The sequence below is a fragment of the Nocardia bhagyanarayanae genome (assembly GCF_006716565.1).
GTDB lineage: Bacteria > Actinomycetota > Actinomycetes > Mycobacteriales > Mycobacteriaceae > Nocardia > Nocardia bhagyanarayanae.
On record NZ_VFPG01000001.1, the window covers coordinates 1,858,243 to 1,884,263 of the forward strand.

Consider the following 26,021-nt stretch of genomic DNA (forward strand, 5'->3'; position numbering starts at 1 on the left):
CGGATCGAGGGTGTGGACAGCTACACCATCGGAGCCGCCCGGCGGGTTTTGGAACTAGCATCACCCGCATGAGTTATCCACCGCCGTACGGTTATCCGCAGCAACCCTACGGTAACCCGTACGGTCCGCCGCCGGACCACCCGCAATCCACCACCATCCTGGTCCTCGGGATTCTCGGCTTGGTGCTGTGCCAGCTGTGCGCGCCGTTCGCCTGGGTGATGGGCAAGCGCGCGCTCGACGAGATCGACGCTTCGGGCGGCGCGATCGGCGGGCGCGGCAACGTCAAGGCGGGCTACGTCTGCGGCATCGTCGGCACCATCATCATGCTCGTCTACCTGGTGGGCATCATCGCCGTCATCGTCATCTCGATCGTCGCCGCGAACTCGTCGTCGTCGTACTGACCACCGACCGAAGGTGACCGCGACGGAGTGTGACCTGCTGAAGGTGACCTTTGGTCGGCTACTGGTTCGGCTGGACAGAAGGTGACCGCGACCGGGTGTGGCCCGCTGAAGGTGACCTTTGGTCGGCTACACATAGCATCGTCCAGGTGAGTAAGTCGTCGTCGGACACCGCGCGCCCGCCCGAGGGGGAGCATCTACCAGGCCCCACCGAGTGGGGCGAGCACCCGCACGGGGTCGGTCCGTGGCTGGCGGAGCACGGCGCCCCGCCGCCGGACGACCCGCGACTCGACCCCGAACTCCTCGCGCACGGCGACCGCCGCAATGTGGTCGACGCCTATCGCTACTGGTCGCGCGACGCGATCGTCGCCGACATCGACGCACGCAGGCACCCCTTCCACGTCGCGATCGAGAATTTCGGACACGACGCGAACATCGGCACGGTGGTGCGCACCGCCAACGCGTTCGCCGCGGCCGCGGTGCACATCGTCGGCAGGCGGCGGTGGAATCGTCGCGGCGCGATGGTCACCGACCGCTACCAGCACATCGAGCACCACACCGACATCGCCGAGCTGCTCGCGTTCGCCGAGCGCGCCGGTCTCACCGTGGTCGCGGTGGACAACGTCCCCGGCTCGGTGCCGCTGGAGACCGCACGGTTGCCGCGGAACTGTCTGCTGCTGTTCGGCCAGGAAGGACCCGGCGTCACCGCGCACGCGAAAGACGCGGCGGCGATGACGGTCTCGATCGCCCAGTTCGGTTCCACTCGCAGCATCAACGCGGGTGTGGCCGCAGGCATCGCCATGCACGCCTGGATTCGCGAGCACGCCGATCTCGCGACCGCGTGGTGAACGGTTTCGCGGTGCACGATTCGGCGTCGGCCGGGTAACAATTCGGCGGCGAGAATCGGCTTCCAACTGGCACCATTGAGGTATGACCTCGCGGAGCCCACGGACTGGGCAGGATGCTGCACCGACGCCCGCGCTCTGGTCGGAGCGGGCGGATATGGCGGAGTCCGCGATCGTCTCTCGGCACCTGCGAGCGTTATGGGCTTGTCCCGGAACGGAACTCGGCGTCGTCGGCTGGCCTGCCACCAAGCGCGAGCGCGCGTTCGTGTCCTGGCACTACTGGTGGCAGGCGCATTTGATCGACTGCGCGGTGGACGCGGCGAACCGATCGCCGATGCCGGTGCGGCGCAGGCGAATCGGCGAACTCGTGCGCTCGCATCGCATCCGCAACATCACCGGTTGGACCAACAACTACTACGACGACATGGCCTGGCTCGCCATCGCGTTGGAGCGGGCGGAGCGGACCCAGGGCATCACCGAGGCGCGCGGCGCGCTGGTCGCGCTCGAGAAGAAGCTGTACGAAGCGTGGAATCCGGAGGTCGGCGGCGGTATCCCGTGGCGGGTCCGTTCGGACTACTACAACGCGCCCGCCAACGGTCCCGCGGCGATCGCGCTCAGCCGCCTCGGCCGGCACACCCGCGCGCAGGAGATGGCGGACTGGCTGGACGCGACCCTGCGTGATTCCGGCACCGGCCTGATCCTCGACGGCATCCACCTGCCGTCCGGCGTGATCGAACGCCCGACGTTCACCTACTGCCAGGGCGTCGTGCTCGGCGTCGAGGCCGAGCTGGCGATTCACACCGGCGAGGAACGTCACCTGGAGCGGGTGCACCGGCTGCTGGTGGCGGTGGAGGACCACATGACCGCGGGCGGCGTCATCAAGGGCGGCGGCGGTGGTGACGGTGGACTGTTCAACGGCATCCTCGCCCGCTACCTCGCGTACGTCGCGGTCATGCTGCCCGGCGACGACCGCCAGCAGGTCGCGGATCGGCGCGCGGCGGCCGCGATCGTCCGGGCGTCGGCGACTGCGGCCTGGGCGAATCGTCTGGAGGTCGAGGGGGAGCCGCTGTTCGGGGCCGATTGGAGCAGACCCGCTCAGCTGCCCGGCGGCCCGGCCGGGGCGGGTTACTTCACGTCGGGCGGCTCGGTGACCTCCTCGAAGGTGCCCGAGCGCGACCTGTCGGTGCAGCTGTCCGGATGGATGCTGATGGAGGCGGCCTACCAGGTGAGCGCGGCCGGACTCTGAGTATCGACGCCGAGCGCCGGATCCCGCGCCCGGCGCTCGATCAGTACTCGACCCGCGGCAGCACCACGGTCGGCGCGTCCACGTCCACGTCGAACTCCTCCGCGGGCTTCGCCATCTCCATCCGGTAGTGCCGGATGCCGAGAATGGTGCCGATGACGAGACCGAGCACCAGCGTGCAGATCACGCCGGGCATCAGCCACGGCACGCGCTCGAGGAAGTTGCCCGCGTAGAAGCCGATGAGCAGCAGCACCGGCGCCCAGATGATGGCTCCGATGGTGCTGGCGATCGTGTACTTGCGGTGATCCATCTGCGCGGCGCCCGCGACCATCGGGCACAGCGTCCGCACCCACGGGATCCACCGGGCCACCAGCACCGCGAGGAACCCGTGCCGCTGGAGCAGCTCGGACACCCGCTGGAGGTTGCGCGTGTTGATGTATCGGCCGTCCTTGCGCGCCACCAAGCGATGGCCGGTGCGTTGCCCGATGACGTACCCGACCTGATTGCCGGTGATCGCCGCGACCATGGCGCCCACCGAGAGCGCCCACACCTGCGCTTCGCCGGTGGCGTGCGAGGCCATCACGATGCCCGCCGTGATCAGCATCGAGTCACCGGGCAGGAACAGCCCGACGATCAGGGCGCATTCCAGGAAGACGAAAGTAAGCACCACCGTCCAGACGAGCGCGGGGCCCGCCGAGATCAGCGGATCGAAACTGCCCACCGCGAGGGGCGACGACGCGCTGGACACCGGCCTCAGCGGGTGGTCTCGTTCGTCGAAGCGGTCAGCTCGGGCTCGATGACCTCGGGCTGTTCGGCGTCGCGGTTGAGCACCTTCTTCGCCACCGCCACGATCCCGGGCAGGATCGAGACGAACACGATGAGCAGGAAGATCGCCTCGACGTGGTCGCGGATGAACGCGACGCCGCCGAGGAAGTAGCCGAGGATCGTGACGCCGCCGCCCCACAGGACGGCGCCGATGATGTCGAACGCGACGTACTTGCGGTAATCCATCTTGGACACACCCGCCAGCACCGGCATGAAGGTGCGCACGATCGGCACGAACCTGGCCAGGATGATGGTCTTCGGGCCGTGCTTCTCGAAGAACTCGTGCGTCTCGGTCACATAGGACTTCTTGAAGAATCGGGTGTCTTCCTTGCGGAAGATCGCCGGGCCGATGGCTCGTCCGATCCAATAACCGCACTGGTCACCGGCGAAGGCGATGAACGTGACGGCGGGCACCAGCACCCAGATGGACACCACCGGCGGATCCTGCGCCGCCAGCAGACCACCGGTGAACAGCAGTGAGTCGCCGGGGAGAAGCGGGAAAAGCAGACCGGTCTCGATGAAGACGATCACGAGGATCGCGGGGAGCACCGCGTTCTTCAGCCACGTCTCCTGGAGCAGGTACATCGGGTCCAGCAACTGGGTCAGTGCGAGGTTGGTCGACACCGATTCGGTCGCTGCCTGCAGAATCACGCGGCCTCCTGTCCCGGGGTGCGGCTGGCCATACATTGCTTGCCACCGCGTCGGAAGCTGCCAGCGCAATTACCCGGCCCACAGTACCGGGTAACGCTGAGAATCCACCGTCGAGCGATAAATTACCCCCGATTAACTGTGTTGTCGGCGCGCTGGCGCGCGCGTGTTCGCGGCCTTCATGTCTCGCTTCCGAGCGGTCGAGACTCGCGACTGCGTCGCATGCGCTTCGACCGCTCGGAAGCGAGACGGCCGCGAACGGTCGCTCGTAAGACTCGCTCCGTGGGGGCCCGCGGTGCGGGGACGTCCCCGGTCGCCCCTGCAGGCCGGGCTGCTGGGCTGTGCTGGGCCGGGCTGCTGGGCTGTGCAGGGCCGGGCTGCTTGGCCAGGCTGCTGGGCCGGATAGGTCGCGAAACGCCCCTGCCTTATGGTGTGGCCTGACAGAATTGTCCTTTGCCGCACGAACACGGAGGTCTTCACAGTGCCCATCGCGACTCCGGAGGTCTACGCCGAGATGCTCGGTCGGGCCAAAGCGAACTCCTTTGCCTTCCCGGCCATCAACTGCACGTCGTCGGAGACCATCAACGCGGCCATCAAGGGCTTCGCCGACGCGGGCAGCGATGGCATCATCCAGTTCTCCACCGGTGGTTCGGAGTTCGGCTCGGGTCTCGGCGTCAAGGACATGGTCACCGGCGCCGTCGCGCTGGCCGAGTTCGCGCACGTGGTCGCCGCCAAGTACGACGTGACGATCGCGCTGCACACCGACCACTGCCCCAAGGACAAGCTGGACAGCTTCGTCCGTCCGCTGATCGCCATCTCCCAGGAGCGGGTCAACGGCGGCGGCCTCCCGCTGTTCCAGTCGCACATGTGGGACGGCTCCGCGATCCCGATCGACGAGAACCTGGAGATCGCCAGGGAGCTGCTCAAGGCGACCGCCGCGGCCAACATCATCCTCGAGGTCGAGATCGGCGTCGTCGGCGGTGAAGAGGACGGCGTCGAGGCCGAGATCAACGAGAAGCTCTATACCTCGCCGGAGGACTTCGAGAAGACCATCGACGCCCTCGGTGCGGGTGAGAACGGCAAGTACCTGCTCGCCGCCACCTTCGGCAACGTGCACGGCGTGTACAAGCCGGGCAACGTGGTGCTCAAGCCCGAGGTGCTCGCCGAGGGCCAGCGCGTCGCGGCCGCCAAGCTGGGCCTGGGCTCGGACGCGCAGCCGTTCGACTTCGTCTTCCACGGCGGCTCGGGCTCGCTGAAGTCGGAGATCGAGGACTCGCTGCGCTACGGCGTGGTGAAGATGAACGTCGACACCGACACCCAGTACGCGTTCACCCGTCCGGTCGCCGCGCACATGTTCTCGAACTACGACGGCGTGCTGAAGATCGACGGCGAGGTCGGCAACAAGAAGGCCTACGACCCGCGCAGCTACTTGAAGAAGGCCGAGACCTCGATGGCGGCGCGCGTCCTCGAGGCGTGCAATGATCTGAAGTCTGCGGGGCGGTCGATCAGCGCCTGACCCCTCTTCTCTTCGGGGGCCCGAGCTCATGAGTCTTGATGTGCGTGTGCTCGGGCCCGTCCGGCTGCTCGTCGGTGGTGAGCCGGTGGCGGTCGGCGGGCCCAAGCCGCGAGCGTTGCTTGCCGCGTTGACCGTCAATCGGCGGCGCGCGGTCGCCTCGGCCGCACTGGCCGACATGGTGTGGAACGAGGATCCGCCGGATTCCTACGCGGCGAGCCTGCAGGTGTTCGTCTCGAATATCCGCAAGGCGCTGCGGAATTCGGGTGTCGACCCGGCGCAGGTGTTGCGCACCGAGTCATCGGGCTACCGCCTGGAGATCCCCGAAGAGGCCTGCGACATAGGCCGTTTCGAGGCGACCAGGGATGCCGCCGCCAAGGCCGCCGGCGTCGGCGATCACGCGGCGGCCGCGCAGTTGTTCGGCAACGCGCTGCGCGAGTGGAGCGGCCGGGCGCTGTCCGACCTGGCAGGTCTCCAGTTCGCCGACGGCTTCGCCACCGCGATGGACGAGGAACGGCTGCTTGCCGTGTCCGCCCGTATCGACGCCGAGATCGCCTGCGGGCGAGCGTCTTCGGTGATCAGCGAGCTGGTCTCGATCACCAACGAGCATCCGCTGCGGGAACCGCTGTGGGGTCAGCTGATCACCGCGCTCTACCTCTCCGGACGTCAGGCCGACGCGCTCGACGCGTGCCGCAGGGTGCGCACGGTGCTGGCCGACGAACTCGGCATCGATCCCGGTCCCGCGCTCGTCGAACTGGAGCAGCGGGTGTTGCGCCAGGAACCGTTGAACACCATGGAGTTCAAGCGCACCGAACGCTTGGCCGCCGCGATGACCGAGACCGTCACCGAACTCCCGCGCTCGGTGCGCAGCGGTCAGTTGCGCATGCCGGACGGGCGAGTGCAGCCGATCGCCTTGGGCGGCATGCGGATCGGCCGGATGACCGACAACGATTTGGTGCTCGACGACCCCAAGGCCAGCCGCTACCACGCGCACATCATGCCGAGCCGGGCCGGACTCCTGATCAAGGATCTGCATTCGGCCAACGGCGTGTACATCAACGAGGAGGCGATCGAGAGCGGTGCGTTGCTGGCCGACGGCGACGTCATCCGCATCGGCGCAACCATCCTGACGTTCCAGGCGTTGCAGTAGCTCCCGTCCCGGAGGTACTTCGCTAGTTGCAGGCGATGCCGTCGCCGTCGAAGTCCAGGTACGACGCGTAGCCGGGTTCGCCGCGGTACAGCGGCCAGGCGCCCTCGGCGCGCACCTGATCGCAGTTGGCGTAGTACCGGCGCGGGCGCTCGTCGTCCTTCGGCGGCGGGACGTTGTCGCCCTTCGGTCCCGGGCGGTACGTCGGCCCTGGATCGGCGTCCCTCGGACCGGAGACGACCGAGAACGGCGTCGATTCGGCGATGGCGGGTGCGGCCATCCCCAGCATGGTCACGGCGCCGAAGATCGCGGCGGCGCATCGGCTTATCACGGAATTCCTCACCTACCCAACGTGCGCCGCCGGATGGAGTCCGTCAACAGTTCGCGCACCGCTCGGCGAAGGCGCTGCCGACGTGCGGCCGCCGGGCGTGGTCTGTCGATAGGCGAGCCGGACGCGGCGCGCGGCTGAACTCGGCCCCGACACTCCTGTTCATGCGGGGGGTTTCGGAAAACACCGCCTGGTCTGTGGGGGTCGGCCGGTAGGGTCGATCCGATCTTGCCGAGCGTGGAACGTCGAGGGGTTGTGTATGGCCAGGCGGCTGATGGCCGCGGTGGGCGCCGTGGTGTTCGGCGCCGGCGCGTTGATGTACGGCGATCGGTCGCTCGCCCTGGCGGCGCCCGAGCCGGGTCTCGCGGCGGGTGCGCCGGGTAGTGGGCCGTGCGCGAGTGATCCTCGGCCCGTGCACGAGCCGCTGGTTCCCAAGACACTCGAGGTGCCGATCCCGTATCCGGTGATCACCGTGCTGCCGCCGCGCCAGCCCGATCCCGCGCCGGTGCGCACCGACATGGCGCTGCCCGAAGACCCCTGCGTCAACCCGTGCCCCGATCTCACCGACGGTCCGCCGCCTCCGCCCAGCCTGGCGGGGCAGCTCGGGATTCCCGAAATCCTCTTGAGCCCCAAGCCTTTCCACTTCGGGGTGCCGGGCCCCGGCCCGGATCCGGGTCCGGTCCCGCCGCCACCGCCGCGGGTCGACCCGCCTGCCGAACCCGCGGCGCAGTCGCCCGCGCGTCCGGCGCCGCGGGTCGCCGAGGTGCGCGAGGTGGCCAAGCAGACCGGCGCCAACTCGGTGAACCGCACCGACAAGCGCTGGCAGGTGGACGGCACCGATCTCGGCATCATGTGGGAGAGCGCGCCGGGCGAGATCGCCGTCGCGTTCGGCGACACGGTAGGGCGTGGTTTCCATCCGCCCGGCGGCATGGGCGGCGACTGGCGCAGCAACGTGCTCGCCTTCAGCACCGATCGCGAGCTCTCCGACGGCATGGTCTACGACCGGATGGTCACCGACGACCGCTGCCACGCCGCCGAGGTGCTGTCCAGCCGCAAGCTCGACAATGTCGAGATCACCACCATCCCGACCTCCGGTTTCGCGCTCGGCGACCGGCAGTACCTGAGCTACATGTCGATTCGCACCTGGCACAGCCTGCCCGGCACCTTCTACACCAACTACGGTGGCATCGCCTACTCCGACGATCACGGCCAGACCTGGACCAAGGACCCGCACGCGCGCTGGGACAACATCTTCGGGCTGTCGAATTTCCAAGTGAGCGCGATGGTTCCGCAAGGGGACCACGTGTACATGTTCGGTACGCCCAACACCCGGCTCGGCGCCGTCGGCCTGGCCAGGGTCGCGAAGGACCAGATCCTCAACACCACCGCCTACCAGTACTGGCGGGACGGGCAGTGGACGCCGGTCGGCGGATCGGGCGGTGCGACACCGATCGTCGACGCGCCCGCCGGTGAACTCTCCGTCCGTTACGACGCGTCGCGCGACGTCTGGCAGATGAGCTACCTCGACACCACGCGCGCCGCCATCGTGCTGTGCGAAGCGGATTCACCGCAGGGCGTGTGGTCCGCGGGGACGCCGACGGTGACCGTGCTGGACTATCCCGAGCTGTACGGCGGTTTCATCCACCCGTGGTCGACCGGCTCGGACCTCTACTTCAACATCACGACCTGGAGCGACTACAACGTCTACCTGATGCACGCCGCCATCGAGGAGTGAGACTCAGGAGAAGCGGACCTCGGCGACGGCGCGGCCGAACAGCTTGCGGCCGTCCGAGGTGCCGCCGAGCACGATGGTGCCCGCGCGCCGCTCGGGATCGAGCGACTTGATCTTGCCGGTGAACTCGATCGTGCTCGCCGCGTCGGGTCGCACCGGAACGTAACCGGAGAAGCGGACGCTGAACTTCTCGAAGGCCGTCGGATCGCCGAGCCAGGACGTCAGGTACTCGGCGGCCAAGCCCATGGTCAGCATGCCGTGTGCGACGACGGTCGGCAGACCCACCAGCTCGGCGGCGCGCTCGCTGAAGTGGATCGGGTTGGGATCGCCCGCGACACCCGCGTAGTTGGCCAGGTCACCGCGGGTCAGCGTGGCGGTTCCTGGCGGCAGCTGGTCGCCGACGGACAGCTGAACGAAGTCCAGGGCGGTGTGCACGGGCCGCGGCGGGGCGACGGGTGGGTGCTCGTTCGCTTCGGCCTCGATCGGGATGAGCGCGCTGCTGTCGGAGAGCTCGCCCGTCCGGTGCTGCGGAGGCGAGTGCATGAAGATCTTGTCGACCGCCTCGACCAGGTTCGGGTCCACCTCGGCGCCGCGGCGGGCCACGATCGTGGTCGAGCCGATCTGGGCGGTCTCGTCGTCCTGGTTGACCAGTTCGAACTTCACGGTGACGAAGTCGTTGTCGCCGAACTGCCGGACCGACTCGATCAGGATCTCGGTGCGAATGGTGTCACCGGCCAGGATCGGCCGGTGGATCTCGAACGTCTGGTCGGTCTGCAGGATCTGGGTCAGGTCGTAGTCGGTGAGCACCTCGGCGAGCAGGGCGCGGGTGCCCGCCGTGCCGACCACGGAGGCGAAGGTGGGCGGGGCGACGATGCTGTCGTAACCGATCTTGCGCGCGTCCGGTTCCGCGTGGTGCGCGTCGTGATAGTTCTGCACCGCGCGCGCGAACTCACGCACCTTCTCCCGGCCGACCTCGTAGTGGTCGCGAACCTGGAATCGTCGTCCCGCCAGCGCCGCCGTATCCACGGCTCGCGGCTCCACCATCGTCTGCTCCCTGCCCATGATCCGGGTGATGCTACTGGCCGTACCGGTCCGTTGACCAGGTAAGTGTGAGCACTGGCACCGCTTACCCGGCTTGACGCCTATGGAGTACCCGCGGGCGGATCGCAGACCTTCCAACCCGTGTCGGTTCGCTCCAAATCGAAGGTACGCGCCGAACGCTTGCTCGGATCGGCCTCGGTGTAGACCGTTGCCTGAGCGATAGCTGTGTCGTCGGTGATCCTGATCGCGTCGACGCTGTCGACCACGGGGATGTTCTTGCGTTCCTTGGAGAGTTGATGCACGCCGGCGAACTGGTCGTCGGGGATGTTCTTGTAGAAGTCGTGCAGCGGTCCGCAGGTGCTGCCGCGCAGCGACTCGAGATCGCCGTCGCGCAGCGCGCTGGTGTAGTCGCCGATGGCGGTGCGGACCTTGTCCTCCTCGGTTTCCCCGCCCGAGAGCGCGAATATGCCGACCACGACGAGCACCAGCACCGCGACTGCCGCGCCCGCCGCGAGTAGCAAGCGCTTGGAGCGGGGTGCGGGGGTTGTGTCGGTGGATGGAGTTGGGGTCGGTGGGGCCGGGGGGACGCGCTGGGGTTGGGCCATTGGGCGCGGTTGCGCCGGGGCGTTGGCCTGAGGTTGGGGTGAGCCCTTGGTGAGGGGCTGCGGGTGCGGCTGTGCTTGTGGCTGGCCCGGGGCCTGGCCCTGCGGGTGTGGTTGAGCCTGCGGGTGCGGCTGGGCCAAGCCTTTGGCCTGGGGTTGCGCCTGCGGGTGTGCTTGCGGCTGCCCCGGAGCCTTGGCCGTCGGCGATTGGGCCTGTGCCTGCGGGTGGGCGCCTTGCGGCTGGCCCGGCTGCGGCGGCCGCTGACCCGGGCCGTCCGTCAGCGACTGCGCGGGGCGGGTCGCGTTCATGTCGGCGGGCGACGGCGCGGACGCGACCGGACGCGGGTTAGCGGTCGGTCGCTGCGGCGACGGCCGGGTTTCCTCGACGTCGTCGGCCGACGCGGGTCCGCTCGGCGGCGGACTGGAAGGACCGTGCTGACCTGCTTGTTTCGGCCCCGGCGCGGGACGCGGGGTGGTCGGCGGCTTCGACAGCGGCGGTCGCTGCCCCTGCACTCGATCGGTGCCCGTGGGCCGCTGAATCGGCAGCGCCATCGTCTTCGCATCGTCGTCGCCCGGGTGCGGAACGATCGGCATCGCCACGGTCGCGGCATCGGCCCCGGCCACATCGGCCTGCTCGCCTTGCGGCTCCCGCCGCATCACCACGGTCTGGGCATCCGCCCCACCCGTCTCCGGCTCGTCCTCGTCGTCCTGACCGACGAGATCGACCCGCCGCATCACCATGGTCTCGTAGTCGGCACTCGACGGTTGCGCACCGCCCTGCCGCTGATCCACAGCCTCCTGCGACGCACCCGCCCGATCCCGCGGAATCTCCGCGGTCTTGGCATCGGCCGCGCCGGGTTGCGCGGGCGCACCTTGTCCGGTCGCGGCCGTCTGAGCGGAAGCACCTTGCCCCGCTGCTGCCGTCTGAGCGGAAGCGCTTTGGCTTGCTGCCGTCTGAGCGGAAGCGCTTTGGCCTGCTGCCGTCTGAGCGGAAGCGCCTTGCGCAGGTGCACCCCGACCAGCCGACGCCCCCTGCTCGGTGGAAGTGCCCTGCGTGCGTGCCACTTGTTCGGCACTCCGCGACTGCTGCGTGGAAGCGCCTTGCGCCGAGGCGCCCTGCCCGGCAGGAACTCCCTGCTGAGCCGCGCCTTGCGCGGGCGTGCCACGTCCGGCTGTCGTCGTCTGCTGGGTCGAAGCGCCTTGCGTCGACGCACCTTGTCCGGCTGTCGTCGTCTGCTGAGTGGGAGCGCTTTGCGCCGACGCGCCCTGTCCGGCTGTCGTCGTCTGCTGGGTCGAAGCGCTTTGCGTCGACGCGCCCTGTCCGGCTGCTGCCGTCTGGTGCGGGGAAGTGTCTTGCGTGGGCGAGCCCTGTCCGGCTGCCGCTGTCTGCTGCGGTGAAGCGCTTTGCGTCGACGCGCTCTGTCCGGTCGCTGCCGTCTGCTGGGGCGCAGCGCCTTGCGTCGACGCGCCCTGTCCGGCTGCTGCCGTCTGGTGCGGGGAAGTGTCTTGCGTGGGCGAGCCCTGTCCGGCTGCCGCTGTCTGCTGCGGTGAAGCGCTTTGCGTCGACGCGCTCTGTCCGGTCGCTGCCGTCTGCTGGGGCGCAGCGCCTTGCGTCGACGCGCCCTGTCCGGCCGCTGCCGTCTGGTGCGGGGAAGTGTCTTGCGTGGGCGAGCCCTGTCCGGCTGCCGCCGTCTGCTGAGCGGGAGCACCCTGTCCGGCTGCCGCTGTCTGCTGAGCGGGAGCACCTTGTGCCGTCGTGCCCGGCCCGGCAGCTACTCCCTGCTGAGCCCCACCTTGCGCGGAAGCCGGACCTCGACCGGCGACCGCCTCCGGCTGAGCACCAGCGCCTTGCGCAGAGGTCGCGCCGCCCACCGGGCTGGCACCCTGCGGCTGCGAAGCCGAGCCAGCAGCGGCAGCAGCAGCCGCCTGCCCCAAGCTGCCTGCGCCCGGACCCTGCTGTCCGGCGGGCCTGCCCTGCTGCGCGGCCGTCGCGCCCTGCTGCGTCGACGGTCCGCCTTGCTGCGTCGACGGTCCGCCCTGCTGCCCGGCCGCACCCTGCTGGACCGAGGCAGCTCCGCGCTGGGCGGTAGGCGCGCTCTGTCGATCGACTGCTCCGCTCTCGCCGCCGGAGCCGCTCTGCTGACCGGCGGCGGCAGTACCGTGCGGCTGCGCGCTCGCTCCGGGCTGAGCGCCTGTGGCGGCTGTGTCCTCTGGACGAGTCGCGCTATGGCTCTGCTGGCCGGTGGGCCCGCCCGGCTGTGCGGCGGACGAGGCGCCGGCGCCCGCGGCTTGGGCGGAGCCGACCGCGCCCTGACTCCGCTGGCCGCCTGCCTGAGCCGGGGCGGTCTGCTGAGCGGAGGCGGTGTCGCGCTGGCCCGGCCGGCCGCCGGACTCACCTTGCTGCGCGGCGGCATCCGCGCTGCCGGAAGGAGTACCCGCACCCGCGCCAGCAGGCCTCGACTGTGCCGTGACGGCTCCGCCAGCGGCGGTTGTTCCGCGTCCAGCGGCGTCGGTTCCGGCAGCTCCGGGCCGAGCGGCTCCGCCTGCGGCGGGAGCGTCCGATCGCGCGGCATCGGCTCCGACCGCACCGGTGGCAGCACCGCGCTGAGCGGCGTTGGCTTCTGCGGGCGTGCTCTGTGCAGCGGCGGGGGCGCCGGGCGCGGAAGCGGGCCCACCCTGCTGTCCGGCGGAAGCGCCTTGGCGAGTAGCCCCAGCTCCTGTGGCCACAGTTGTCCCGCCCGAGCCGGTCGATCGACCCGGCTCGGATGCGGCCGAGTCGCGGCGCGGAATCTCGGTGGTCGCCGCGTCCAGCAAGCCGGAGCGTTCGCTGCTGGTAGCAGGGCGGTCGTGGGGCGTGCTCGGTCGATCCACTGCCGCGCCCGCCGCGGCTTGCTCTCCTCCACCAGCGTCGGCTCGGCCGGTCGCAGCGGGCCGCGTGTCCGCGTCGGACGGCACCTGGCCGGGCGTCGAAGCACCCGCACTGGCGGCGGTGCTCTGCGGAAGCTCGGTCGTCGCGGCGTCCGCCGGTCCGGGCCGACCGGCGTTCGCAGCCCCGGACGCCTGTCCGCTCGCACGGGTCGGCTGCGGGGCGGGGGTCTCGTCCTGATCCCAGGCCGCGCCGAAACCTCCACCGGTGATGATCCGCGACTGGCTCGCACCCGCCGTGTCCCGCGCGGACTCGGCCGCCGAAGCAGAGGCGTCCGAGGTCGATTCCGCGTCGCGCGGCGTGGCGGGCATGGGCTGGGTAGGGATGGTGCCCCGGGGGTGTTCCGGCACGACGGGACGCTGGTCGCGCGGTTCCCGCGCTCCCGCCGGATCGGCGGAACCGGCGTCGCGTGCCGGGTTCTTCTCGTCGTTCGGGTCGGACACCTACTACCCCTCGCTCCTGCGGATCTGTGAAGTCGGACGCAAGCCTAATAGGCGCGGTCGGCCGAGGGCCGTCAAAAGCCGCGCGCATGGCCGGGCGACCTGCGCCCCGCGGGCGCCCCACCCCTACCGGCGTGCACAATGAACCGCATGACCTCGTTCGGTGATCTGCTCGGTCCGCAACCGGTACTGCTACCCGAAAACTCCGAGGCGGAGGACGCGCTGCTCGACAACGCCGATCCGGTGCAGGTCGCGGCCGCGCACCCGGCGGCGTCGATCGCCTGGGCGCACCTCGCCGAGGCCGCGCTGGAACGGGGCGGCGCGGCGACGGCCGACGAAGTCGTGAACCACGACATCGTCGCCGCCTACGCCTTCGCCCGCACCGGCTACCACCGCGGCCTCGACCTGCTGCGTCGCAACGGCTGGAAGGGCTTCGGCCCGGTGCCGTGGAGCCACGAGCCCAACCGCGGTTTCTTGCGCAGCGTCGGCGCGCTGGCCAGGGCCGCCAAGGCGATCGGCGAGACCGAGGAGTACGCGCGCTGCCTCGACCTGCTCGAGGATTGCGACCCCCGCGCCGCGGCGGAGCTCGGCCTCGACTGAGTCGTAGTTGATCGACCCCCAATCGCGTTTCGGCGTCGCCAGGGCGGGCGGCGCGGACCGGCTGCGCGGCGCGTGGGCTCGGCTGCGGTTGTCGGCGCTGCCGATCGTGCAGTGCGCGCTGGGCGCGGCGCTGGCCTGGTTCGTCGCACACAATGTCATCGGCCATCCGCAGCCGTTCTTCGCGCCGACGGCCGCGGTCGTATCGATCGGCATCTCGTTCGGCGCTCGATTGAAGCGCGCCATCGAGCTGGTCGTCGGCGTCGCGGTCGGCATCGGCATCGGCGACCTGTTCATCTCCAGCGCCGGCACCGGCGTCTGGCAGATCGCGCTCGTGGTCGGCGTGGCCATGGCGCTGGCGGTGTTCCTCGACGGCGGTTCCATCATCACCATGCAGGCGGCCGGTTCGGCCGTGCTGGTCGCCACCCTGATGCCCCCTTCGGCGGGCGGCAGCTTCGACCGCATGATCGACGCGCTGGTCGGCGGCTTGGTCGGCGTGGTGATCGTGGCCGCGATCCCGCTGCATCCGGTGCGCCGCGCCCGCGAGCACGCCGCGGAAATCCTTGCGGTGATGAGCAAATCGCTGTCCCGCTGCGCCGACGGCCTGATCGAGCAGGATCCGGAGAAGATCCGCGAGGCGCTGTCCGCCGCCCGCGCGACGCAGTCGCAGATCGACTCGCTCCGCTCCACTTTGGAGGGCGGTCGCGAGATCAGCCGCATCTCCCCGCTGTACTGGAACTCGCGCGCCCGTCTCGAGCGCATCCGCGCCACCGCCGATCCGCTCGACAACGCGGTCCGCAATACCAGGGTGCTGCTGCGCCGTTCGCTCACTCTGGTGCGCGACGACGAGATCCTGGACCCCCGGCTCGTCGACGAGGTGGAGCGGCTCGCCCAGGCCGTCGAGGTGGTGCGCAAGATGATGCTCGCCGATCCGGGCGAACAGCCCGATCAGGCGGAGGCGGCCAGGGTGCTGCGCACCGTCGCGAAGGAAGCGCGTCCGGAACTGGTTGCGGGCGCTGGCCTTTCGGCGCACGTGGTGTTCGCGCAGGTGCGTTCGATCGTGGTCGATCTGATGCAGGTCTGTGGCATGAAGCGCATCTCGGCGATCGCGCTGTTGCCGCCGACCGTGCCGAATCCCTATGTGCGCCCGGCGGATTGACCCGGCTATTCAGCGGATTTCGGCCAACGACGCGGTCCGCGAAGTCTTCTCACGCCATCGCGCGGCCGCCGTGATGATCTTCGGGTAGTGCACTACTCGGGATCTCGCGCGCCGCGCTCCATAACCTCGTTTCATGACCGCGACGACGAGGGGTGTCACGGTCGGACACTTCGCACGACGACGCGTCTCACCGGCCAGTATGGTGTGGTGGCCGGGGCGGGTAGGGACGATATCGGCGTCGGGCGGAGCAGGTCGCCCGGTCTCGGCGAAGGCCGGGCGACCATCGTCTCAGAGCCAGAAACGCACCAGCCCAGCGCCTCTCGCGATCCACGACGACTCGACGCCGAACACCTCGCAGATGGTGTAGATGGCGTCGAAGAACGGCTCGTTGATCGCGGGCGTGAGGATCAACGCGAACAGCAGCAGCATGCCGAGCGGCTTGAGCTGGTCCAGTGAACGCCGGGTCTGATAACTCAGCGAGGGCTCGAGGATTCCGTACCCGTCGAGCCCCGGAATCGGCAGCAGGTTCAACACCGCCGCGGTGACCTGGAGGAAGGCGAGGAACGCCAGCCCGTACCAGAATGCGGGATGCGAGGTCTGGCTGCCGAACACCTCGACAACGACGAGCAGCAGCACCGCGAACGCCGCGTTGACCGCCGGACCCGCGCCGCTGATCAGCCGCTGCATCCGCGGGCTGACGCTGTGCGTGTGCACGTACACCGCGCCGCCGGGCAGACCGAATCCGCCCAGCGCGATGAACACCACGGGCAACACGATCGACAACAGTGGATGCGAGTACTTCAGCGGATTCAGCGTGAGATACCCGCGCAACTCCACTTCGTGATCGCCTGCGCGCCAAGCCATGTACGCGTGCGCGAACTCGTGCAAACACAGCGTCACGATCCAGCCCGCGACCACGAGCACGAACACGCCGACCTTGGCCCGCGTCGAACCGTAGTCGGAGGCCCAGGCCAGCACGCCGCCCGCGACGGTGATCGCGACGACGAGCAGGAAGACCGGACTCGGCCGAACCGCGCCGAGACCCGTTCGGCGCTGCGGGAAGGAGTAATTCATCGCACCAACAGCCAGGTTTCGTTGTGCCGGTAGAAGGTCGAGCGCGGCACGGTGCGCTCGGTGAGGATGCCGTCGCGGGTCACCACCGCGCCCGGGGTCCCGAGTTGCGCGGCCCTGCCCTCGATCCACCGGCGCTTGCGCAGGCCCTTCCGTACGGTCGCCCGGACGCCGGGCATGTGCAGGCTGGGGGAGATGTGCATCGCGGTGACCTTGCCGGAGAACAGCTGGGTGTCGTCCACGTAGGCCTCGCCCTCCAGCTTGCCGCCCTCGGGCCCGGTGATGGTCGCCCGTCCGACCAGCACTTTGCCGGTGTCGTCGCGGATCAGCGGAGTCTCGCGCGCCTTGCCCTCGATCGCGCGCTTGGCGGCGGCGTTGCCGGTGCCGGTCTGGTAGGCGCGCGAGCCGTAGGTCTTGTCGATCGGCACGTAACCGATCTCGACGTGCAGCCGCTCGGTCCGCATCAGATGGGTCAGCACCGCGGCCAGCGCGGCGTCCTCGCCGAGCACGATAAGGCGCGGCAGACTGTCGGCCGCGAGCACGGGAAGCAGTTCATCGATCACCGCGGTGTCCGGAAGTGCGGCCGTCTGAGTAGTCGGCAGTGCGGCGAGGGCGATCGGGACGGGCGCGCCATCGCAGCGGAGAACATGGGTACTCAAACGGCCGTACACCCTCCTCGAATCCTGCCGGGCACACCCCACCGGCTCCCTCGCACCTGTCGGGCGGGCACGCTGCCCCGGTCCGCCCGCAGCAACCATAGCCGTGTTCAACCCGCCGCGCCCGGGCCGAGTCGGCATTGTGACCGGCGCGGGGTGCCTTCCCGCCGGGGTGCCCTAGGCCATTCGGTAAACTGTGCTTCCGGCCACCGCCTCAGTACGGCAGGTAGCTGCAACACGGGTGTGTTGCGCGTCGAACCGTAGGAGACACCACCATGCCGGCAATCGTCCTCATCGGCGCCCAGTGGGGCGACGAGGGTAAGGGCAAAGCAACCGACCTGCTCGGCGGCAGACTGCAATGGGTGGTCCGATACCAAGGCGGCAACAACGCGGGCCATACCGTGGTGCTGCCCAACGGCGACAAGTTCGCGCTGCACCTCATCCCCTCCGGCATCCTGACCCCCGGTGTGCGCAACGTCATCGGCAACGGTGTCGTGGTGGATCCCGGTGTGTTGCTCGCCGAGCTGGCCGGACTGGAGGACCGCGGCGTCGACACCTCGGGCCTGCTGCTCTCGGCCGACGCGCACCTGATCATGCCGTACCACGTGGCCATCGATAAGGTCACCGAGCGCTTCCTCGGCAACAAGAAGATCGGCACCACCGGCCGCGGCATCGGCCCCTGCTACCAGGACAAGGTGGCGCGCGTCGGCGTGCGCGTCGCGGACGTGCTCGACGAGAAGATCCTCACCCAGAAGGTCGAGGCCGCCCTGGAGTTCAAGAACCAGGTGCTGGTGAAGATCTACAACCGCCGCGCGCTCGATCCGCAGCAGGTTGTGAACGAAGTGCTCTCCATGGCGGAGAGTTTCAAGCACCGCATCGCCGATACTCGTTTGCAGCTCAACGAGGCCCTCGAGCGCGGAGAAACCGTGCTACTCGAGGGTTCTCAGGGCACCCTGCTCGACGTCGATCACGGGACTTACCCGTATGTCACGTCGTCCAACCCGACTTCGGGTGGCGCGGCCGTCGGTTCCGGCATCGGGCCGAACAAAATCAACACGGTGCTCGGCATCCTCAAGTGCTACACGACCCGCGTCGGTTCGGGCCCGTTCCCGACCGAACTGTTCGACCAGTACGGCGAATTCCTCGCCAAGCAGGGCGGCGAGGTGGGCGTCACCACCGGCCGCGCGCGGCGCTGCGGCTGGTTCGACGCAGTGATCGCCCGGTACGCGACCCGCGTCAACGGCATCACCGACTACTTCCTCACCAAGTTGGATGTACTGTCCAGCTTGGACCGGGTACCGATCTGCGTCGCGTACGAAATCGATGGTAAGCGCGTGGACGAGATGCCGACCACCCAGACCGAGTTCCACCACGCCAAGCCGGTTTACGAGGAAATGCCCGGCTGGTGGGAGGACATCTCGGGGGCGCGAACCTTCGAGGATCTGCCCGCCAACGCGCAGGCCTACGTGCGGCGGCTCGAGGAGCTCTCCGGCGCGCGGATCTCCTGCATCGGCGTCGGTCCCGGTCGTGACCAAACGATCGTCAGGCACGACGTCCTCGGCTGAACCACAGCGTTTTTCCGCTCCGCGACGCGCTGAGCACGTCCGCCATTCGCAGTTCATCTTCGATCATGAACTGTGAAGAACTACAGTTGAAGCATGGCTCGGAACTGGCCGATGATCGAGCGCGAGACCGAGTTCGAAGCGATCCGGTCCGCACTCACCGGTTCGACGTACGTGGGTGCTGTCCTGACCGGCGATGCCGGAGTGGGCAAGACGACACTGGCGAGACAGGCGACCGCGGCGGTCGGCGGAAATATTCGGTGGGTAGCGGGCACGGAGTCGGCCCGCAGTATTCCGCTGGGCGTGTTCGCGCACATGGTCGGTGTCTACACGGCACACGATCCGGTGACGTTCATGTCCGCCGCGCGTGAGGCGCTGCTCGCCGACGGGCACACCATCATCGGTGTCGACGACGCCCATCTTCTGGACCAACTGTCCGCAACCTTGCTGCTGCAGTTGGCCATCGACAAGGCCGCCCACATCGTCGCCACCGTGCGCAGCGGGGTCCAGGTGCCCGACGCGGTGACCTCGCTGTGGAAGGACGGGCACCTGCTGCGCGTCGACCTCAACCCGTTCACCCAGCCGCAGAGCGTGGACCTCGTCGAGTCGATGCTCGGCGGTCAGCTCGAGGGTTTCACCGCCAATCTGATGTGGGAGTCCTCCGGCGGAAACGCCCTGTTCCTGCGGCATTTGGTGGAGGGAGCGCTGGAGGCGGGCACCCTGCGCCAGGTGAACGGCGTCTGGCAGCTGCGCGGGCGCGCCGCGGTGACCTCGGAACTGGCTGCGCTGCTGGAGGATCGGGTCGAGCAGTTGCCGGAGCAGGTGCTGCGGGTGCTGGAGCTGCTCACCTTCTGCGAGCCGATCGATCTCGACGTGCTCGCCGAACTGGCCGGCGAGGACGCGGTGGAGGCCGCCGAAACCCGCGGCGTGATCCGGGTTGTGGAGAACTCGCACCAGCTCATCGTGCGATACAACCATCCGCTGTTCGGCGAGGTCATCCGGCGCAGGCTCGGCATCGCGTCGGCCCGGCGGCTGCGCGGCAAGCTGTATTCCTCGCTCAAGGAACGGCGCATCAATTCCGCCGCCGATCGCATCCGGTTGGCCGAATTGGCCTTGGACAGCGACAAATCCGCCGATCTGGAGCTGTTCGAGGCCGCCGCCGCGGACGCCATCAACTTGGCCAACCTGCCCCTCGGCGAGCGCTTCGCCAGGGCCGCGGTGGAGCGGCGCGGCGGCGTCGAGTCGGCCGACCTGCTGGCCAGGGCGCTGCTGTGGCAGGGGCACCGGATCGAGGCCGAGCGTACGCTCGCCAGCTTCGACGCCGATCAGCTCAACGAGGTGCAACTGGCCCGCTGGGGCAGCACCCGGGTGTCGAACCTGTTGTGGGCCATGGGTGACGCCGATCGCGCCGACGAGGTGCTCGCCGATATTCGGGCCAGGGTGCGTCATCCGAAGATCATCGCCACGCTGGGCGGACTCGCCTCGGCGTGCGCGGTGAACGAGAACCGCATCGAGGACGCGTTCACCGAGGCGGAGACGGTGATGACCACGAAAGGCGCTCCGGCGTGGGCGGTCTGGTGGGCTTCGTTCGGCGGTGGTCTGGCACTGGCGCTGATGGGCAAGGCCGAGGCGGCCAGGCAGTACGCCGCGCGGGGGCACGAGGTGGAGCGCGAGATCGACGGGCTCAACCGATTCATATCCACCCACGGCGAGGTGCTCGCGCTCATCTACAGCGGTGAGTTCGAGGCGGCGAGGCGCTGTGCCACACCGTATTTCGGGTACACCGCGCCGGGACAGTATCTGGCGTGGGGCTTGTCGAAGATCCTGCAGGGCACCGTCGACGTGGCGCAGGGGCGGTTCATCGACGGCATCGAGCACTTGGAGCAGGCGCTCGCCGCGCTGACAACCGAAGGCGCGGCGGCGTGGTTGTTCCCGGCGAGAATCCGTCTGGCGGAGGCGTATTCGGCACTGGGGCGCGCGCACGACGCCGCCGAATCGGTGGCCGAGGCGGCGCGGCGCGGCGGTCGGCACAGCGCGGTCTACGAGCCGCAGCTGGAGATCGCCAAGGCCTGCGTCGCCGGCGCCGAGGGCACCGTCACGCCTGCCGTCCGTTTGGCGATCGGCGCCGCCGACTCGGCCGCCCGTTCGCACCAGCACGCGATCGAGGCGATGGCGCTGCACACCGCGGCCCGCTTCGGCGACCACTCGGTGGCAGGCCGGCTCGCGGACCTCGCGGCTCGGGTGGACGGCAGGCTCGTCCAGATCCAAGCCAAACACGCGGTCGCGCTCGCCGCCCACGACGGGCCCGGACTCGACGCCGCCTCAGCCGAATTCGAGGCCATCGGCGCGGTGCTCTCGGCCGCCGATGCCGCCGCCCAAGCCGCGTCCGCGCACGAGCGAGCGGGCGACCGACGCCGCCTCCTCGAATCCGCGGCCGCCGCCAACCGCCTCGCCGCGGCCTGCGGCGGCGCCGCCACCCCCGCCCTGCGCAAGGCGGCCCAACCTCTACCCCTCACCGCCCGCGAACGCGAAATCGCGAACCTCGTCGCCGCGGGCCTGTCCAACCGCCAGATCGCCGACCGCCTCACCGTCTCCGTCCGCACCGTCGAGGGCCACCTCTACCGCGCATGCATCAAGATGGACGTCACCGACCGCGAGTCGCTGGGGGCGCTGATGCGCGGTGAGTCGTCCGCCTGAGGACTTCGCGCTGCGCTGGCGAGGGCGTGGCGGCGGGCTGATCATCCCGGTGCGGCATGCAGGCTACGTCCGCCGAAGTGCGGGGGGACTGCGCCGGTCGTGCTGTCCTGCGTCGCGTTCGGGCGGCGGGAAGCTACCTGCACCCTTGCGGGAGCGGCGAGCGACGGTGTCGGTCGCGCCAGGCGGAGGCGAGTCGAGGTGGCGTGGTGCTGCGTCTGCCGAAGTGCGGTAGGTACGGCGTCGATCGCGGCGGGCTGCGTCGAGGCAGGATCGACGGTGCGTCCACCTAAGTGCGGCGCGGGGAGGGCGGCGGGCTGCGTCGAGGCTTGGAGCCGCAGCGGGCCCGGCGGTGATCGCGGCGGCCGTCGACGGCGTGCGTTGCGGTGGCGGTGGCCGGGCTGCGTCGATCGCCCCGGCGCGACCGCCATCTTCGGGTGCTTCCGTCTGCTTGCGGAGTCTGCAGAGTGGCAGACGGTCCGGCTGTCGGCCGCTTTGCCTGCCGTGCTCCAGAGCGCCGGCGTTCCTATTGCCGTTTGCTCGGCAGCGCCCTTGTCCCGAGTGTTCGAGGTTCCTCGCCGCCTCGGCCCCCGCGCGCTTGTCCTCGACCGGGCAGGTTGCGCAGTCCCCGGTGGCACACCCGTGGCGCTCGAAATCGACGGGAGTGAAATGGTGGCTGTGGGTGGGGTTGGAGGCGCCATTTCTCTCCCGTGAGATCCATTTGACTACCGTCGATAGAGAAATGGTGGTTGGGGGGTCGGTCGCAATCGGCTGTCGGATCGAGCGGGGTGGGGTGAGGGGGTACGGTCAGCACAGAGTGAGCGAGGAGGGTGTCGAGGATGGCGCGGTGGGTAGTGGCGTTGGGGGCGGCGGGGGTCGCGCTCGCGGCGCTGTCCGGGTGCGCCGAGACGGGGAAGTTCGTGCCGTCCAGCGCGGTGGTGAGTTCGGTGCCCGCTCCGAATCCGGAGCAGGAGCGCAATCGGCGCATCCACGAGCGACTGCTCGAACTCGGCTGTACGACCAACAGCTGCATCCAGACGTATTTCGCCTGTATGGACGGGTATCTGACCGGCGAGGCGTGCGAGTTCTACCGGGAGCATCCGCCGGAGCCGTGAAAATCTCTGGCAGGGCGCTCGGGACCCGCTTTCGGCGGCCCGCCGAAGCGCCCCTCGGCAAGCGCCTCGCCGAAGCGCCCCTCGGCAAGCGGCCCGCCGGAGCGCGCCTCGGCAAGCGCCCCGCCGGAGCGCGCCTCGGCAAGCGCCCCGCCGGAGCGCGCCTCGGCAAGCGCCCCGCCGAAGCGCGCCTCGACAAGCGGCCCGCCGGAGCGCCCCTCGGCAAGCGCCCCGCCGAAGCGCCCCTCGGGCCGGTCGAAAGCCCTCGCCGAGCGGCCGAACTCGTCGACTCGTCGATACGCAAAAGTCCGTCGCCAACCCCGGCTGAGCGGGATTGCGACGGACTTCCGATGGGCGGTCGGACCGAGCGGTGGCGAAGTAGCCCCGTCGGTCAGGCAGGCTGCAACTGCCCGGCCGAAACTGCGGGCCGCACGACCAGCTCACTACGCGACTCCGCCGCGAACACCGCGACCCAACCCCACGCCAGCAACGAGGCGATCGGGAAGGTGATGCTGGTCAGCGCCGGAATCGAGGCCGGAAGCACCACGTACACCACGGCGATCACGATGCTGAGCACAGCCGCGCCGGTGCGCTGCTCGGCGCGGAACCGCCGCGCCATGATCACGAGGACGGCGACCAGCGCCAGCCCGGCGACAGCAGCGGACACGCCGTGCAGCGTGCCGTGCCAGGTCATCGCCTCGGCGGCGCCCGCCGGGTAACCCTGATACGGGTCACAGACGAAGACGCCCGCCCCGATCATCCCGGCGGCGAACACCCCGACCAGCCGCGAGATCCAGGTTCGTCCGATTCCGGTGGTGAGACCGCGACGCAGCCCCACCGCGACGAGCGCGAACAGCGCGCCGGTCACCAGGAAGTTGGCGATCTGGATCCAGCCGAGCGGGCCGAGCGCCAGTTGGCTGATCATGTGCTCGCGCAGGTCGAATCCGTCCTTGGTGAACGCTTGGGCCAGCGCCACGACGAAGAACATCGGAGTGGCGAGAATGCCTGCGGCCAAGAGCTTTTCGGTCTTCATGGGGTTCTCCTCAGCGGGTTGCCTCGGCCGCGTCGGGCCGTCACGCGTGTAGACGGAACCCCGCCCGCGAATTCATCGCTGCGCCGGATTCATGGCTGCGCGATGCTGTGCCCTTTTCAGTGCTGCGTCCTGGTGAGGAATTCACCCGCCGCCGGGGCGAGGATGTCGATCTTCGGATCGTGGCTGAGTTTCGCCAGCTCCCGGTGCTCGGCATCGGGCAGCACCGCCGCGATCGCCTTGGCGCCGTTCTTCAGCATCGCGGCACTGTCGGCGCCCGAGATGACCAATGTCGGCACCGTCACGCCAGACCAGTCGGCCGCGCGCAGCTTCTCACCGCGCATGTACGGGTGCATCACCGCCCAGTCGTGCGCGGTGGAGTTCGCCGTCGCCTTCAGGTTCTTCCAGAACGGCGTGACGCGCATGGCCGTCACCATCGTCCACGGCACGCCCATGGCCTTGGACATGTAGAACCGCACCGTCTTGTCGCGTTTGTCGGCGGCGATCAGCTCGTGCAGCCGGACGTCCAAGTCCGCGGGCGGAACGTGCCCGGACCGATCGACCACGAACGGCGGCTCGAACGCCACGACCTTCGTCACGCCGGGCACTCGACCCGAACCCGCGGCGAGCAGCGCCAGTACCGCGCCCGAAGACCACCCGAACAGCGCCGCCGACCCGCCCGCCGCCTGGACCAGCGCCGCGATGTCCTCGATCTCGTTGGTCACGTCGTAGACGCCCGGCGAGTCCCCGCTGTCGCCGCGACCCCGACGGTCGTAGTCGACGACGGTCAAGCCGTACTTCTCGGCCAACGCCTCCGACAGTTGCACCATCTTCGGGAACGTCCGGTACCCGAACGCGCCGCCGATCAGGATCACCGTCCCGGCCGTGCCGTCGCCGATGCGATCGAACGCGATCGTCGTCCCGTCCGCCGAAGTGACCGTCTCCATGTATGCGCTCCCTTTCGCTCAGCCGTTGGACGGCGCACCGAACCCATCGCAACCCGCAACGCTATCCGCCGCGGGTGGGAACAACGCCGCCGGAACCCGTCTCCGCGAAGCATGCCGCGCAATTCCGCCTCTCGAGCTGCTCCGTGATGTGTCGCGGCAAGCACCTACCGCCGACTGGATCGCCGCAGCCTCCCGCCCGGCTGACGGACCGCGAGGTCGAAGGCCGATTCCGGGTCCGGCAGAGAATCCGCGGGTTGACCTGGAAGCCTTCGCAGCGGCGCCCGCTTGGCCTGCTCGGTTTCGTGCTGTGGCGCACAGCGCTTTCGCGCGCATCAAGCCGACCTCTCGGCGGCAGAACGCACCCACCCGGCGATGCGGCTACCGCCACCAATCGACGGGACCGCCCGCAGCCCGGCGGGCATTCGCGAGTTCCGCGAGTAATCAGCAGACTCCGCCGACCGCCGCGGCAGTTGCCCGCACATGGCACCGCCGTCCCGCCGAGCCGACACCACCGCACGGCGCATGCCCCGTCTCAGAACAACGTCGGCTCCCCGAACCCCGGCGTGCGCTCGATCTCCAGCAGGCGCTCCTTGGTGGAGATGCCGCCCGGTGCGGAGAACCCGTGCAGCGCGTTGTCCGCGGCGAGCACCCGGTGGCACGGAATGACGAGGGGAATCGGGTTGCGCCCCAGTGCTTGTCCGACCGCCTGTGCGCCGCCGGGCGCGCCGACGCGGTTCGCGACCTGGCCGTAGCTGAGGGTGTGGCCGGGGTCGATGGCGCGGGTCACCGCGTAGACCGCGCGGTGGAACTCCGGGATCGCGCTGGTGTCCAGTGGAATCCAGCGCAGATCGTCCAGTTCCCCCGCGAGGTGCGCGCGAATGCCCGCGATGGCCTCGGCGATCACGGCGGTCGGCTCGCCTTCCGGCACCTCGCTGCCCGCACGCCACCGGGTGATGCGGGCGCGGGTCGCCGCCTGGTCCGCCTCGGGCAGTTGGAAGCGGAACACGGCGTCGCCGCTCCACGCGATCGCGCAGACGCCGATCGTGGTGTCGAACAGCGCCGCGGCGGCCTGGCGAGCGGACACACTCATACCGTCAGTGTGCACTGCGGCACCGACAAATCCGGCGGCAGCCGTCGATCAGGCCAGTTTTCGAGAACTGGCCTGGATGTCGCTTCGGCAGACGCCTGGGCTCCGTCGGAGGTGGGCAACCTGCGCCGTCGTCGTCGGCGAAACCTTTGATTCCCGCTTTCCGGCGCGGCCGTCGGTGGCGGCCCGGGTTTGCGAATCCTTCGGCCGCGGCTCGTCGGCGCGGCCGTGAATCGCCGCCAAATCCGAGTATTGCCGCTGCTCTTCGTAGCGCGAGAAGCCGGCGTCGGTGAGCGACCCGAGCGGCCGGAAACGCTCGAGTTCGAACAGGTCCTTGGTCCTGTTCGGCGCGTAGTGGTAGATCGCGTAGCAGAATGCGGTGACGACGAGGAAGGTGAGCAGAGCGGTCATACTGGAC

22 protein-coding genes are annotated in these 26,021 nt (G+C 69.5%); 11 read left to right on the forward strand and 11 right to left on the reverse strand.

Annotated features, from left to right (window positions below; translation table 11 throughout):
* Positions 1-68 precede the first annotated feature (68 nt).
* From FB390_RS07745 to FB390_RS07755, 3 genes are all read left to right on the forward strand, one after another.
* Positions 69-401 (forward strand): DUF4190 domain-containing protein, encoded by a 333-nt coding sequence (locus tag FB390_RS07745; protein ID WP_141808335.1) that lies wholly within the window; start codon positions 69-71, stop codon positions 399-401.
* A 146-nt stretch (positions 402-547) separates the two neighbouring features.
* Positions 548-1,246: a TrmH family RNA methyltransferase gene (locus tag FB390_RS07750; RefSeq protein WP_141808336.1), complete on the forward strand. Its 699-nt coding sequence runs from the start codon at positions 548-550 to the stop codon at positions 1,244-1,246.
* A gap of 154 nt (positions 1,247-1,400) precedes the next feature.
* Positions 1,401-2,489: a glycoside hydrolase family 76 protein gene (locus FB390_RS07755; RefSeq protein ID WP_141808337.1), complete on the forward strand. Its 1,089-nt coding sequence runs from the start codon at positions 1,401-1,403 to the stop codon at positions 2,487-2,489.
* A 40-nt stretch (positions 2,490-2,529) separates the two neighbouring features.
* On the opposite strand, the gene FB390_RS07760 is transcribed toward FB390_RS07755, so the two are convergent.
* Complete coding sequence (locus tag FB390_RS07760; protein WP_141808338.1) at positions 2,530-3,234, reverse strand: DedA family protein; 705 nt, start codon at positions 3,232-3,234, stop codon at positions 2,530-2,532.
* A gap of 5 nt (positions 3,235-3,239) precedes the next feature.
* Positions 3,240-3,896, reverse strand: a complete 657-nt coding sequence (locus tag FB390_RS07765; protein ID WP_425465901.1) for a DedA family protein — start codon at positions 3,894-3,896, stop codon at positions 3,240-3,242.
* 544 nt (positions 3,897-4,440) lie between these two features.
* On the opposite strand from FB390_RS07765, the gene fbaA reads away from it, so the two are divergent.
* A complete protein-coding gene (gene fbaA / locus FB390_RS07770; protein ID WP_141808339.1) occupies positions 4,441-5,475 on the forward strand; it encodes a class II fructose-bisphosphate aldolase in 1,035 nt (344 codons plus the stop codon).
* A gap of 28 nt (positions 5,476-5,503) precedes the next feature.
* Entirely contained in the window at positions 5,504-6,622 is a 1,119-nt protein-coding gene (locus FB390_RS07775; RefSeq protein WP_141808340.1) for a BTAD domain-containing putative transcriptional regulator, read from the forward strand.
* 22 nt (positions 6,623-6,644) lie between these two features.
* Here FB390_RS07775 and FB390_RS34710 read toward each other — a convergent pair whose 3' ends face one another.
* A complete protein-coding gene (locus FB390_RS34710; protein WP_342780398.1) occupies positions 6,645-6,950 on the reverse strand; it encodes an excalibur calcium-binding domain-containing protein in 306 nt (101 codons plus the stop codon).
* Between the two features lie 256 nt (positions 6,951-7,206).
* Between FB390_RS34710 and FB390_RS07785 the strand changes: the two genes are divergently transcribed.
* Positions 7,207-8,682, forward strand: a complete 1,476-nt coding sequence (locus FB390_RS07785) for a glycoside hydrolase family 183 protein (RefSeq protein WP_141808341.1) — start codon at positions 7,207-7,209, stop codon at positions 8,680-8,682.
* A 3-nt stretch (positions 8,683-8,685) separates the two neighbouring features.
* Here FB390_RS07785 and FB390_RS07790 read toward each other — a convergent pair whose 3' ends face one another.
* Both FB390_RS07790 and FB390_RS07795 read right to left on the reverse strand, forming a co-directional pair.
* Positions 8,686-9,723, reverse strand: a complete 1,038-nt coding sequence (locus FB390_RS07790; protein WP_246123909.1) for a fused (3R)-hydroxyacyl-ACP dehydratase subunits HadA/HadB — start codon at positions 9,721-9,723, stop codon at positions 8,686-8,688.
* A gap of 98 nt (positions 9,724-9,821) precedes the next feature.
* Positions 9,822-11,114, reverse strand: a complete 1,293-nt coding sequence (locus FB390_RS07795; protein WP_141808343.1) for an Rv0361 family membrane protein — start codon at positions 11,112-11,114, stop codon at positions 9,822-9,824.
* 2,724 nt (positions 11,115-13,838) lie between these two features.
* Here FB390_RS07795 and FB390_RS07800 point away from each other — a divergent pair.
* Positions 13,839-14,288 carry a DUF3151 domain-containing protein gene (locus tag FB390_RS07800; RefSeq protein WP_141808344.1) on the forward strand — a complete coding sequence of 150 codons (450 nt, stop codon included), beginning with the start codon at positions 13,839-13,841 and terminating at the stop codon, positions 14,286-14,288.
* A gap of 7 nt (positions 14,289-14,295) precedes the next feature.
* A complete protein-coding gene (locus FB390_RS07805) occupies positions 14,296-15,444 on the forward strand; it encodes an FUSC family protein (protein WP_185756972.1) in 1,149 nt (382 codons plus the stop codon).
* A 288-nt stretch (positions 15,445-15,732) separates the two neighbouring features.
* On the opposite strand, the gene FB390_RS07810 is transcribed toward FB390_RS07805, so the two are convergent.
* Together FB390_RS07810 and FB390_RS07815 are read right to left on the reverse strand one after the other, a co-directional pair.
* Positions 15,733-16,518 carry a site-2 protease family protein gene (locus FB390_RS07810; RefSeq protein WP_141808345.1) on the reverse strand — a complete coding sequence of 262 codons (786 nt, stop codon included), beginning with the start codon at positions 16,516-16,518 and terminating at the stop codon, positions 15,733-15,735.
* Complete coding sequence (locus FB390_RS07815) at positions 16,515-17,174, reverse strand: hypothetical protein (protein WP_246123910.1); 660 nt, start codon at positions 17,172-17,174, stop codon at positions 16,515-16,517. The genes FB390_RS07810 and FB390_RS07815 overlap by 4 nt, the downstream gene beginning before the upstream one ends.
* 272 nt (positions 17,175-17,446) lie before the next feature.
* Here FB390_RS07815 and FB390_RS07820 point away from each other — a divergent pair, with 272 nt between their 5' ends.
* The 3 genes from FB390_RS07820 to FB390_RS07830 all read left to right on the forward strand — a co-directional run bounded on the left by FB390_RS07820 (position 17,447) and on the right by FB390_RS07830 (position 22,542).
* Positions 17,447-18,736: an adenylosuccinate synthase gene (locus tag FB390_RS07820; RefSeq protein WP_141808347.1), complete on the forward strand. Its 1,290-nt coding sequence runs from the start codon at positions 17,447-17,449 to the stop codon at positions 18,734-18,736.
* A 93-nt stretch (positions 18,737-18,829) separates the two neighbouring features.
* Complete coding sequence (locus FB390_RS07825) at positions 18,830-21,430, forward strand: helix-turn-helix transcriptional regulator (RefSeq protein ID WP_141808348.1); 2,601 nt, start codon at positions 18,830-18,832, stop codon at positions 21,428-21,430.
* 836 nt (positions 21,431-22,266) lie between these two features.
* Positions 22,267-22,542, forward strand: coding sequence for a hypothetical protein (locus tag FB390_RS07830; protein WP_141808349.1), 276 nt, complete (start codon positions 22,267-22,269; stop codon positions 22,540-22,542).
* A gap of 388 nt (positions 22,543-22,930) precedes the next feature.
* On the opposite strand, the gene FB390_RS07835 is transcribed toward FB390_RS07830, so the two are convergent.
* The 4 genes from FB390_RS07835 to FB390_RS07850 all read right to left on the reverse strand — a co-directional run bounded on the left by FB390_RS07835 (position 22,931) and on the right by FB390_RS07850 (position 26,014).
* Positions 22,931-23,572 carry a DUF998 domain-containing protein gene (locus tag FB390_RS07835; RefSeq protein ID WP_141808350.1) on the reverse strand — a complete coding sequence of 214 codons (642 nt, stop codon included), beginning with the start codon at positions 23,570-23,572 and terminating at the stop codon, positions 22,931-22,933.
* Positions 23,573-23,688: 116 nt separating this feature from the next.
* Positions 23,689-24,516 (reverse strand): alpha/beta fold hydrolase, encoded by an 828-nt coding sequence (locus FB390_RS07840; protein ID WP_141808351.1) that lies wholly within the window; start codon positions 24,514-24,516, stop codon positions 23,689-23,691.
* Positions 24,517-25,048: 532 nt separating this feature from the next.
* Positions 25,049-25,606 carry a methylated-DNA--[protein]-cysteine S-methyltransferase gene (locus FB390_RS07845; RefSeq protein WP_141808352.1) on the reverse strand — a complete coding sequence of 186 codons (558 nt, stop codon included), beginning with the start codon at positions 25,604-25,606 and terminating at the stop codon, positions 25,049-25,051.
* A gap of 48 nt (positions 25,607-25,654) precedes the next feature.
* Positions 25,655-26,014: a hypothetical protein gene (locus FB390_RS07850; protein ID WP_141808353.1), complete on the reverse strand. Its 360-nt coding sequence runs from the start codon at positions 26,012-26,014 to the stop codon at positions 25,655-25,657.
* Positions 26,015-26,021 lie beyond the last annotated feature (7 nt).